11 protein-coding genes are annotated in these 11,692 nt (G+C 38.7%); 1 reads left to right on the forward strand and 10 read right to left on the reverse strand.

The genetic code is table 11. The annotated features are described in order from the left end of the window. Position 1: 1 nt before the first annotated feature. From ACXJY6_RS04110 to ACXJY6_RS04155, 10 genes are all read right to left on the reverse strand, one after another. Complete coding sequence (locus ACXJY6_RS04110) at positions 2-514, reverse strand: hypothetical protein (protein ID WP_458767485.1); 513 nt, start codon at positions 512-514, stop codon at positions 2-4. Beyond that, a complete protein-coding gene (locus tag ACXJY6_RS04115; RefSeq protein WP_458767486.1) occupies positions 511-1,836 on the reverse strand; it encodes a type II and III secretion system protein family protein in 1,326 nt (441 codons plus the stop codon). The genes ACXJY6_RS04110 and ACXJY6_RS04115 overlap by 4 nt, the downstream gene beginning before the upstream one ends. Before the next feature lie 12 nt (positions 1,837-1,848). Beyond that, positions 1,849-2,664, reverse strand: coding sequence for a Flp pilus assembly protein CpaB (cpaB, locus tag ACXJY6_RS04120; RefSeq protein ID WP_458767487.1), 816 nt, complete (start codon positions 2,662-2,664; stop codon positions 1,849-1,851). Positions 2,665-2,914: 250 nt separating this feature from the next. After that, a complete protein-coding gene (locus ACXJY6_RS04125) occupies positions 2,915-3,127 on the reverse strand; it encodes a Flp family type IVb pilin (RefSeq protein WP_456051874.1) in 213 nt (70 codons plus the stop codon). Positions 3,128-3,716: 589 nt separating this feature from the next. Next, positions 3,717-3,926, reverse strand: a complete 210-nt coding sequence (locus ACXJY6_RS04130) for a Flp family type IVb pilin (RefSeq protein WP_456051873.1) — start codon at positions 3,924-3,926, stop codon at positions 3,717-3,719. A 300-nt stretch (positions 3,927-4,226) separates the two neighbouring features. Continuing rightward, a complete protein-coding gene (locus ACXJY6_RS04135) occupies positions 4,227-5,498 on the reverse strand; it encodes a sensor histidine kinase (RefSeq protein WP_458767488.1) in 1,272 nt (423 codons plus the stop codon). A 13-nt stretch (positions 5,499-5,511) separates the two neighbouring features. After that, the gene (locus ACXJY6_RS04140; RefSeq protein ID WP_456051871.1) at positions 5,512-6,174 is read right to left on the reverse strand and encodes a response regulator transcription factor; all 663 of its coding nucleotides are present in this window, start codon (positions 6,172-6,174) and stop codon (positions 5,512-5,514) included. Positions 6,175-6,439: 265 nt separating this feature from the next. Next, positions 6,440-7,741: a sensor histidine kinase gene (locus tag ACXJY6_RS04145; protein WP_458767489.1), complete on the reverse strand. Its 1,302-nt coding sequence runs from the start codon at positions 7,739-7,741 to the stop codon at positions 6,440-6,442. A 37-nt stretch (positions 7,742-7,778) separates the two neighbouring features. Beyond that, entirely contained in the window at positions 7,779-8,936 is a 1,158-nt protein-coding gene (locus ACXJY6_RS04150) for an HDOD domain-containing protein (RefSeq protein WP_456051869.1), read from the reverse strand. Positions 8,937-9,166: 230 nt separating this feature from the next. Further along, positions 9,167-9,988, reverse strand: coding sequence for a Cof-type HAD-IIB family hydrolase (locus ACXJY6_RS04155; protein WP_458767490.1), 822 nt, complete (start codon positions 9,986-9,988; stop codon positions 9,167-9,169). Positions 9,989-10,214: 226 nt separating this feature from the next. Here ACXJY6_RS04155 and ACXJY6_RS04160 point away from each other — a divergent pair, with 226 nt between their 5' ends. Beyond that, a complete protein-coding gene (locus tag ACXJY6_RS04160; RefSeq protein WP_458767491.1) occupies positions 10,215-11,615 on the forward strand; it encodes a DEAD/DEAH box helicase in 1,401 nt (466 codons plus the stop codon). Positions 11,616-11,692: the final 77 nt, after the last annotated feature.

Consider the following 11,692-nt stretch of genomic DNA (forward strand, 5'->3'; position numbering starts at 1 on the left):
ATTACTCACTTACAGTATTACCAAAATTTTTAGGCAGCATACGCTCAGGACGAACCATTGAGGACCAACGGGCGCTTTCCACGAAACAGCCTGTTGAACCATGATCATAAGCTCTCAAAGTACTGTATTCACACTGCGGAGTATCAACACTGTGTTTAATAATTGACATTTTAAAATCGTATTGGGAGACACTTGGTTCATGTAACAGTGAAATACTTGCAGGTTCAATCCCTTTCTTTAACAAAGCTGTCTTTGTTTTCTTAGCTAAAACCAGCCCTCTCGGCGTACTCGCCAATAGCTCAACAGGTTGAGTTATAACAAAAGCCCAGTATTCATCAATAAACGCATCTAGTTGCGCCGCTGCGCTCTTCTGAGAAACATTTTTCAAGTCAAACCCCATCGCATATTCAACAGGGTATAAGTCAACATAGGTACCCTGTCTATCAACGGAGTTATGATACGAACATCCCGTAAGAGCGATAGCTAAGCCCATAATTAGAGGTAATTTAATCATTCTATGAATCCTCCCTGTCTTAATACATTACGAGCCGGGTATTGCTCAGAGTTTTTAGTTGTCCATCCGAAAAAGCGTTCAAGAGTCGATGACCGTTCCATTGTAGGCAACTGGATTTTATTGGTTTCTACCGCACCAACTAAGTTAACTGTCGCGATGATAATGAGCTCTGTTTTGTAACGTTCACTCTCGGTATGACGAAACAGTGCGCCTAACACAGGAATATCCCCAGCAAATGGGATTTTACTAAGAGATTCAGTTTCTTCAGATGAAAGTAGTCCACCAAGAACAAAGCTTTGTCCATCACCTAATTCAACGGTCGTTCGCGCCTTACGGCTTTTTAATGCTGGAATATCATAAGTGTCGCTTGAGTAAGTTTCATCCAATGAGCTAACCTCAGGCATTAGCGACAACTTAATTTGTTGATCGTTAACAACCTTGGCCATCAATTCTAAACGAATACCGTATTCCTTATAGCTAATAGATGTTGATCCATCAACCACGGTAATAACAGGCAATTCGCCACCTACTAGAAAACTAGCAGTTTCACCAGAGATAACAGAAAGGTTTGGTTGAGCTAAGACTTCACCAACAGAATCATCAGAAACGGCAGAAATGACGGAAACAATATCACTAGCACTAAAACTGGTTAGATAGTCAGTAAAAATACCAGCGGAGGTAGACCCTATTTCCAAGCCAAACTCTTCAAGAAATGAATGAGAGACTTCAGCCACAGTTAATTTGACATTAACCTGTTTGGTCGTTACCACTTCAATATTATTAACCAAGCCCTTAAAGTCACGCTTGGTCATAAAATCCATTGTATATTTATCATCACCTAGATCCCATTGAATAGCAGTATCGGTTGACTCTTTGTGGAGTAACTCACCAACAATCTCTTCTATTTCTTGTTTTTCTTTTTCAGTAGGAACGACACCACTTAGTACCGCTTGCGCACCTAAGTTATAAATAACAACATCGGCATTTGGATAACGTAATTGAATCTGCTGCTGGATATGAACAAGGCTTGTATTCACCACAAGCGTCTTCTGTACAAGGGTTTGCCCCTCTTCATCAAACACCATCACTGTGGTGGAACCAACCGTTTTACCAAAAACGACAATTTTCTCTCTGTCAATAACTTGGTAATCCGCCACATTAGGATCTGCAATAAATACCGAACCAATATTGCTATTAACTGATATCGCCTGCGCTTGACCTTCTGCCAAATTTAGCACAACTTGAGCGCGGACAGATATCGATACAACTAAAGTAACTAGAGCCAACAAACATTTCGCAACTGATGATGATCTAAACTTCATCTTTATTATTCCTTAATTTAGTTTTGCTTCATTAGCACGGAATTCTTTTATCGATTTATAATCTTCCAGTACATCCCCTGCGTCCGCAGATAACTCGTTTCTCTCTAAATTACCAACAGATTTATGAACTTCCAGTTTAGCAATTTTTTTAGCTACGGTCATTGTGGCAACTTGCTTAGGTAAAAGCTCCAAAATTAAGGTAGTTCGTGTGGTGCCTGCTACTTTAGATTTGTTATTTTTGGTCGTTTTCGGCTGCTCAACCACCGTGTTAACCTTAATGACTTTAATCCCCATAAGAATTGGAGTTAATGTCACCCCTGTAAAGCCTCGATTTGATATCTCAGCATCTCCCGATAAATTCTGGTTTTTCGAACTCATAGCCAAAATATCAATAACGGAATTTGCATGGATAACACCTCCAATAACTGAAGTTGGCTCGACTTCGAGAGGAAATGGCACCGAACCGGGTTTTGTGACAAAGTCTACATATTCTTTATCAGTTGGGTCGATGGTGAATTCAGGGTAGATAATATCCCCTTCTTGAATGGGTTTTCTTGCAAGTAAAATTGAGTCAAACGGTAAGACAGAATCTTTATCTATCCCTTTTTTATTTGCCTGACTCTTGGCTAAATATTCAATACTAACGCTATCTCGTTGGATTTGTTCACCCTTTTCAAGGTCTTTACCCGCAATATAAATTTTAACTTTTTCTTCTTTTACAAGTTGAACGACTTGAGGTGCTTGTTTGGGTTCAAAACCTAACTTCAAGCCCCAAAGACCTAAGCCAATGGCAACTACCGCGATTAAAATGATTATTTTTGAACTCATGTCGCTTCCTAGAATAACGTTCAAACTCTGAATGTATCGAAAAGAAGAAAAAAATAAAATTTTTCTAAAAAAATCATCAAACCTCCAAGAATCGACGGCTAGACAATCATACTAACGAAACTACATTCACCAATAATTATGAGTATGCGTCTACTCAGCTATATAATGGAGATAAAAAAGTAATAGGAGAGAATCATTCACCATACTCTCCTATTTACTTGTCCTATTTACTTGTCACTAAACCTGCAGATTAAGAACCAGTAGTATTAGCTGAATCGATGTTGCCAGAAACAGTAGAAATTGCACCGCTTAAAGCACCTTTCAAACCATTATTACTATTAAATACTGCTAATACGATCGCAGAAACAGCAACACCAATGATTGCGTATTCAATTGCTGTGACACCACGTTGTTTTTTTGCTTCTAGAGCTAAAGACGCTTTTACAAATAATTTAGTTAACATGTCATTTTTCCTTTAAGTATTACAATAAAATTCTTGCATGATGGATTCAATCGGCCTGTTAGGCGACTGTCAAATACAAAATATCATTCAATATAAACCAACTCAACTAATAAGAAACAAATCAATATCATATGTAACTAAATTAATACGGCATCTCAAATTCGAGACTAATTCAGCTTCAATTATGATATGATTTTTATTAGTTTCTTACATGTAAATGTTATTTGTTTCTAATCCATACTTTTTAATAACCACATGATATTACTTATTAAATTTGATATGAAAAAGATACAACACATACTCGAAAGCTAATTCAATCTTCTCAACTTTATACCATACTCTCTTTCTATCCATCGTTAATAAGCGGTTAATGCATATAAACAACAAATGTCAGAGTAAGGTAAAATACAAGTGTAGCATATAACGAAGACTTAGAGCCTAATTTGTAATTTACTTTTTCTGTAATAAACCCTCCTGCGAAATTACTTAATTAGTTATATTAGATTAACCTTAGAAAACAAATAACAATTAATTAACATCATCAAGTTAACCGACACTATTGATGATATATGTAATGGTGAAAGAATAATCAGCCATTATCTCCCGCCGACGTAATATTTGAAGAAATTTCAGTGATAGCACCACTAAAGGCACTTTGTAATTGCCCATCAGTACTAAATACTGTAACCACGATTAGTGAAATACCTACGCCGATTACCGCATACTCAATCGCAGTCACGCCACGTTGCTTATGATGGTTAAATGCACAAGCTATTTTCACAAACGATGAAATTACCATGGTATTTTTTCCCTTACAAGCAGCATAAACTCCGCATAAAAATGCACCTACGACAGATTTAATCCATAGGCATCCTATTTTAACTTGAAAATGCAGGGTATATACGTGCCACTATTACACAAAAGACTAAGCTAGTTTTATAAACATAGTCGTAATTAATAGTTCTAGCAACTAATTAGAAATGAATAAATTGCAACTAGAGAAGTGAACAATAAGTGAGCACATTGTTTTAAATCGATGATGCGAAATTCATAAACCCGCAATATTCAAATACAAGCATGCAATTTTCAAAAAACCATATTAAAGCTTTGTTTTTTCGGAGAATTCAATTGTAACACTACGACCATTTGGTAGTGATACTACGTCATATGTCCATCGATAATGGCGAATAATGCGTTCAGTTAATTCTAGGCCTAGTCCAAATCCAAGGGTATTGTAGTCATCTTGAGTCTCCGCCTCGCGATTGGTGATGGTTACTTTCTGCCCATGCTGCTCTATGTCAACCGTACCGCATTGAGTATGTTGATAGGCATTGCGAATCAAATTACCTAACACGATAGTGACTAGTGTCGATTTCATAGGAAACTCACCTGATTCAAAGTGCGTATGTACCTCGACGTCTTTATCTCTAATCAGGTAATGTAAATTGTTCGTCAATTGCTCTAACTGTAAGGAAAGTTCTACATTTGTGGTCGGCAGATTGCGGTACTCCCCGCGATTGAGCCAAAGTAACGTTTCGCACAACTCAGTCATAGAATGACCAGCGCGTAAAATACGATCCAACACTGCCTGCTGTTTATCGACACTGTTTTGTTTCTCGATGAGCTTCTGCATCAATTCAGTATTGCTTCTCACCACGGCGATAGGTGTTCGTAATTCATGACTCGCATGGCTAAGAAATTGCTTTTCACGATCTAACGTAGTCTGAACTGACTGTAAACTAGACTTAACAATATTCGCCAAATTGTTCAATTCGCAGTAATAAAAATCAGGCACCGGCTGCTGCAACACTTCTGGTGTTAGACTTGCCGCCCATGAACTCAAGCGTTTCATCGGTTTCGAGATCTTATGTAATAAAAGAAGAATAATTGACGTAAACAGGATGATGCCCATCACGGCATATAAAACATTCTTAGTTATATGAGAATCACCGGCCCTCTCTAACGTCTTTGATGTTTCAGGAGCGTAAAATACCTTGGAAATGTATATAGTTTGCTTATTCTTAAGATCATAGCGCAGCACAAAGGTTACATTTGTAGGCCTATCCCACCAGTGATCTCGTTCAGCTTGTTTCACAAACATTTGGTGTTTATCCAAAGGTAACAGTTTGCGTTGTACTAACGCCGGCAATTCTTCCCAACTATTTGCAATACTAAAGTCCAGTATCTGTCTTGGGTGTTCCCCTGACTCATCAATATTTTTGCCGATTTTTTCCATGGTCGTTCGAACAGAAGCGTCTAAGCCTTGTACAAAATTGTTGGCAGCCAACGTTGAGAAGCTTAGAACCGTTATGACCCCCATGGAAATAACGGCAAATAAAATGTAAATTTTTAGGCTGCGGTTGGTTAGCATGCTCTCTCAGTTTTTATTTAATCGCAAAACCAAAACTTGGTATCGTGTGAATCAAGTGCTCACGACCTGGAGTATCGATTTGCTTTCTTAGATTAAAAATATGAACCTTTAACGTGTTGCTATCGGGCTGTTCTTCTCCCCATACATTACGAATGATCTTCTCTCTTGATACACTATTTGGGGATTCTCGCATTAACATTTCGAGAATTTTACTGGCAATAGGCGACAGTTTAACTAACTGTCCTTCTCTTTTTACTTCTCTAGATGATAAATCAAATTCAAGATCTTTAATTGTCAATTTAGTCATTTGACCACTACGGCGCTTCGAAAGAACATTTACTCGTGCGATTAATTCTTCCATTTCAAATGGTTTAACCAAATAATCATCAGCGCCCTTTGAGAAGCCAATGAGCTTATCGTCCAATGTATCTTTTGCCGTTAAAATCAGCACGGGTGTTTCTATACCTAAATTTCGGATCCGCTCACAAACGGCTAATCCTTCAATTTTAGGTAAGTTCAGATCAAGCACGACAACATCGTAAGTCTGAGTTGTAATTAAATTATACCCAACAGCACCATCAGCCGCATAATCAGCATTTATATCTTCTAAATCCATATAATCGATGATTGCCGTTGCTAAATCGATATCATCTTCAACAACTAATACTTTAAGCATTAAATTGGCCTTTATTCACTGTTCTAAGGTTGGTAATAGCTACCACAATGAGATCAATGATAAATTGTCTCTGGTTAAGATTAGGTTAAACCAAATATTCCTCGAGATTTCAGCTACATTGCATGTATTCATGCGATAGGGCACTAAAAAGCTACTATCAATAAAAAAGCCTGCCCAAGAGAGGACAAGCCTTAAGCGTTTGACTTACTCGTTGACACATCTATTTCAAGAATCTGAGTTTTTAATAGTGAGTCAAATATTGTCGCTACTCGCCAACGTCATCAGTAGGTTGCTTTATTATTGGTAAAGTAACAATAAACTCGGTACCAACGCCTACTTTACTTTGTAGCCGTATTTTCCCGTGATGGCGCTCGATAATATCATGCGATACAGATAAACCTAACCCAGTACCTGAATCACCTCCCTTGGTGGTAAAAGATGGCTCAAATACACGTTGTTGCAGCTCTGTTTTTATACCAGTACCATTATCTTTAACTCGAATTTCTACCGAGCTTGCATCGATTTTACTAAGAGATATTTTTATAATTCCCTCACTATCAATAGCTTGACTAGCATTTACAATAAGGTTAAGCAATACCTGATTAATTTGCATTGGTTGACAGTAGATATCGGGTACCTCATTTTCATAGTCGCGTTCTATTGACACTCCATATTTGATATCGTTATTAATAATTTTTAATGTCGACTCAATACATGCCACTAGACTTGCATAGCTCCACTCTGAAGCGTCTTCTTGAGAAAACTCTTTTAAATTTTCGATAATTGCTAAAACTCGATCGGATCCCAAAAGTGATTCATTGATTAACGTATCTGTATCATTAAAAATCGCGTCAAGTCTGTTTGCTACTTTCAACGTTTTAAATTGCTCTATCAAACTTTGATCAGCATTCGTCAGTATCAATTTTTCAATATCAGAAACGGCGCTTTCTATGTTTTGAGTGTGATCTTTGAAGGTATGCATATTCGCAGTCATAGACTCAATTGGGTGATTAATTTCATGAGCTATTCCTGTTGAGATTTGGCCAATCGATGCCATTTTTTCCGAGTAAATCAGTTGACCTTGAACTTCACTCAGTTTTTGTTCCAATTTCTGCCGTTGCTTACGTTCAGCATTAAGTTGCTCTAAGATTAGATGGAGCTGCTTTTCTTGACTGGCCTGTACAGTAGAATCGTAAATACATAACCCTACATGCGTTACATTTCCATTTTCATAGATTGGAACAAACTCCCAATCTTGCTGCATCTTGTCTGCTTCACCATATACAGTACGATCTCTTTTAAATGGCAAGGTATCAGAAAGCTTTTCCCACGAAGCAAAATGTGACGATTGATTTTTAAAAACACTATCTATCAATGGTTTTAGATAATTTGAGGCAGCGGGAAATAGCTCTAGAATGTTCTGTTCTTCTGTTGAGTCAAATGTATGAACCGCATGGGCTTGGAAATATGTGTTTGCTTTTTCGATAATATAGTCCGCTCGCACGATACATATGGCAAAGGAGAGATGATCAAACAAATCAGATAATATTAGTCGACTATTACTCATTATTACTCCTACTAAACCCTACTGGTAAAAATCCATACTATTTATCAAAACGAAATGTGGAAAGTTCGACAACAATTTCCGCTACAGTATTCGGTAACGTCTCTGCTAAATCAAGTAGTTCCTGTTTCGTATTGAACGATACAATTTGAGTCGCTAAACCTACAATACTTGAGCGAAGAACGCCAATATCTTCAGACTCAAAGTTTACTTTGCGCTGATGGAGAATGGCCTCACTAATATCAATTTCATAACCCCACATTATCAACACATATGCCGCGATAATGTGGCTATCAGACATACCTTCTTGTAAGCCGATATAATGGTCTAATTCGGATTCGTTGGCACCTTCTTCGAGCAATACTAACGCACCTATTGACGTCAATAAACTAGCAATAAACACTTTATCCTGATCATTCAAACTTAAGTGTAGTTTTCTTGCCAATACTCGAGATACTTCGCCAATTTTTAGGGCATTCTCAGTCACGGCTATATGCCGATTTGTGCTTAACCTTTTATTAGAAATAGAGAGAAGCTGTTCAATTGCTAAACTTTCGACCAATGTCATCCCTAATCGACCCACTGCGTCAGGCAATGACTCCGTCGAAACTCGAAAACCAAGATAGGGGGAGTTTGCTGTTTGGAACACACGTGCGACTAATGCTGGCTCGTGACTGATTACATCGGCAACTTTATGGTTGTCACACGAGGGTGACCCTAACACTCTCTGCAATCTCATCACACTATCTGGTAGCACAGGTAAGTCTGTAAACGCTCCTAGATTCCGACGACATTCATCATTAAACGGCATTTTGTCCAATTGCTCGGCGCAGAGAAATAAACGCTCAAAGTCCGATTCAACCAACGGTTTTGGTAACACAAAATGCGCATAATTATGAGCTCGCCCCGAAAACGATTCATCATTATCACTTGTTAACAACACACGAATAGCATCAGGAAAAATATTCTTTATTTCATCTAATAATTGGTCACCACGTTTTCGAGCCATCTGCAAATCAGAGATAAAGACAGCGGGTGCTTCAATATCTGAATAACTCCACTCATCACGCCACGCCAATGGGTCATTACAATACAGCACCTTCCAATGTGGCCGTAAATCATTGATCGTACTTCCGATGGTCTTGAGCATCAGTTCATCATCATCGACACAGATAATATTTAAGCTGATTTCTTCCATTACTAATCCCTAATTCTTACAGATGTTAATTCTTATTTCTCAATACATTAGATATATTGTAGTTCATGATAAGAGTAAGGATGAGAGGAGTTAATCCAATTATCGCAAAAAATATACACATTCAATAAACTGAGTTGCCACTATCCGTTTTAATAGCATCCACTTCACCACTCTATTTAAACGATTGTGAGGCAGTTAGCGATAAAGCTCGCTCTCTATTTTATTAATATTTAACCTAGAAATGTGTTTTGGATAAAGTGACTCAAACCAGGTCCATTGCTATCTCCTATACAAACCTGATTTGCGCACCGTTTAACTTCTGCTTCTGCATTGCCCATCGCAACACCTAGTCCAGCATATTCAAGCATCGAGATGTCATTGTGGTTATCACCTACTGCTACTACTTCTGACGATTTTATACCCAAGCTTTCGGCATATTCCGCTAGTCGCTTACCTTTGCTATTTCCAATCGCCGCAAAATCAAACCGATTGCTCCACGATTGCTCGCCATTAAAATTCTCTTTAATCCAGGAAAGCGAATTAAATGCTTCAATAACAGATGGCTCTCCTTCTACGACAAATTTCCAGATAAACTCAGCACTCATCGCATGTTCTGCAAATGATTCAACCTCCAATATATTCGGCTTTAAATCATCGTCATATTGACTCGACCACTCAAGAATACTGCTAATAAATTCCACCGGGATTGATTTTGAATAGAGCATCGCGTCTGTTACATACATTAAAACTTTCATTTTCGATTCATGAGCAAGTTCAAGAAACTTAAGTGCCACCTCTCTATTCAAAGCGGTATGCTGAAGCACTTTGTTTTCCTGAAAATCATACACATATGTACCATTGCAACATATAATCGGCGTCGTTAATTCCAATTCAGCATGATAGGGTCTTGCTGCAGTATGGTGACGTCCAGTAACAATCATTACGTGATAGTGATGTTTGAGCTCCTGAATAGAAGCCTTAACATCTGGATGAATCCCCCGCTGACTATCGAGTACAGTCCCATCTAAGTCTAATGCAAGTAATTTATACATCGTGATTCCTGATCAAAATTGGTAATTCAGAATAGCATGGCTTCAATTACGTTCAAATCTCATAAGAGCCGTTAATTAAAATAGCTTTCTGTTACAGCAGTTAGATAAGACATAAATATAAGTTAATTGAATTAACTGTTGCTACTACGTGACAAAAGTCTCAGAATGACGCACTTTTCGCGCATCTAGAAACGCGCTACTCCTCATTAATAGTCGAGAATCAACTATGGGTTTTACCAAGCTGGGTCTTTCTGAACCAATCTTAAGAGCTATCCAAGAAAAAGGATATGACACTCCATCACCAATCCAAGAACAGGCTATCCCAGCCGTGATCGATGGAAAAGATGTCATGGCTGCGGCTCAGACTGGTACCGGTAAAACCGCTGGATTTACGTTACCGATTTTGCAACGCCTCTCACGAGGAAAGAAAGTTCGAGGGAATCAAGTTAGAGCATTAATTTTAACACCCACTCGTGAACTTGCCGCTCAAGTACATGAGAGTGTGGTGACCTACAGTCGTCACTTACCTCTCACGAGCGCCGTTGTATTTGGCGGAGTAAAAATTAACCCTCAAATGCTACGTCTACGTCAAGGTGCCGATATCCTCGTTGCGACTCCCGGTCGTTTGATGGACCTACATAATCAAAATGCGGTTAGGTTTGACCAACTAGAAATTCTAGTTTTAGACGAAGCAGATAGAATGCTTGATATGGGTTTTATCCGTGATATTCGTAAAATTCTTCAACTGTTACCGAAAAAACGTCAAAATTTACTGTTTTCCGCCACTTTCTCTCCCGAAATTCGCGAACTTGCGAAGGGATTAGTGAATAGTCCAATCGAAGTGTCAGTCAGCCCTGCAAATTCAACTGCTCCAACTGTTGAACAGTCTATCTATCCCGCTGACGCTAAAAAGAAAGCACCAATGCTGGCAAAGCTCATAAAAGATGGAAATTGGCATCAAGTCTTGGTCTTTACCAGAACAAAACATGGTGCGAACCGATTAGCGGCATTCTTGAACGATGAAAAAATTAGCGCAGCTGCTATCCATGGGAACAAGAGTCAAGGCGCACGGACACGTGCGCTAGCTGAGTTTAAGTCGAGCGACATTCGAGTGCTAGTCGCGACAGACATCGCCGCTCGTGGTATCGATATCCCTCAATTACCTCAAGTCGTTAACTATGAATTGCCAAATGTTCCAGAAGATTACGTTCATCGAATTGGTCGAACAGGACGAGCGGGAGAAGTCGGTAAGGCGATTTCTTTGGTTGCAGCAGCAGAAGCAAACGAGCTATTTGCGATTGAACGTTTAATCAAGCAATTATTACCACGCCTTGAGCTCAGTGGGTTTAAACCTAGCAATCCGGTGCCAGAGAAGAAGCTAGATACACGACCAATTAAACCTAAGAAGCCAAAGAAGCCTATAAAACCTCACGCACACAACGGCAATAATGAGCGAAACGACGATGAATCAAATCGTGGTCAAGCAAAACCAAAACGTAGATTTGGAAACAATAAGCCCAAATCAAATAGCGATTCAACCAACAATGGGCAAAACAGAAAACCTCGACCAGCGAACAATAAAAGTCGAGCTAACAAGCCTAAGACGCATTCTGGGAATAACAGTTAGTAAGCCTCATTAATATCCCAACCTACAAATAAAAAACCGGCTCATCGAAAGCCGGTTTTTTCATACTATGCAAGTAT

This window comes from Vibrio phycocola, from assembly GCF_054404255.1.

What these genes read in the sequence shown, in the direction of transcription:
- ACXJY6_RS04155 (WP_458767490.1), bottom strand. Translation starts at nt 9,988, where the DNA reads ATGTATAAATTACTTGCATTAGACTTAGATGGGACTGTACTCGATAGT.
- ACXJY6_RS04135 (WP_458767488.1), bottom strand. Translation starts at nt 5,498, where the DNA reads ATGCTAACCAACCGCAGCCTAAAAATTTACATTTTATTTGCCGTTATT.
- ACXJY6_RS04140 (WP_456051871.1), bottom strand. Translation starts at nt 6,174, where the DNA reads ATGCTTAAAGTATTAGTTGTTGAAGATGATATCGATTTAGCAACGGCA.
- ACXJY6_RS04160 (WP_458767491.1), top strand. Translation starts at nt 10,215, where the DNA reads ATGGGTTTTACCAAGCTGGGTCTTTCTGAACCAATCTTAAGAGCTATC.
- ACXJY6_RS04115 (WP_458767486.1), bottom strand. Translation starts at nt 1,836, where the DNA reads ATGAAGTTTAGATCATCATCAGTTGCGAAATGTTTGTTGGCTCTAGTT.
- ACXJY6_RS04150 (WP_456051869.1), bottom strand. Translation starts at nt 8,936, where the DNA reads ATGGAAGAAATCAGCTTAAATATTATCTGTGTCGATGATGATGAACTG.
- ACXJY6_RS04145 (WP_458767489.1), bottom strand. Translation starts at nt 7,741, where the DNA reads ATGAGTAATAGTCGACTAATATTATCTGATTTGTTTGATCATCTCTCC.
- ACXJY6_RS04130 (WP_456051873.1), bottom strand. Translation starts at nt 3,926, where the DNA reads ATGGTAATTTCATCGTTTGTGAAAATAGCTTGTGCATTTAACCATCAT.
- ACXJY6_RS04110 (WP_458767485.1), bottom strand. Translation starts at nt 514, where the DNA reads ATGATTAAATTACCTCTAATTATGGGCTTAGCTATCGCTCTTACGGGA.
- ACXJY6_RS04125 (WP_456051874.1), bottom strand. Translation starts at nt 3,127, where the DNA reads ATGTTAACTAAATTATTTGTAAAAGCGTCTTTAGCTCTAGAAGCAAAA.
- cpaB (WP_458767487.1), bottom strand. Translation starts at nt 2,664, where the DNA reads ATGAGTTCAAAAATAATCATTTTAATCGCGGTAGTTGCCATTGGCTTA.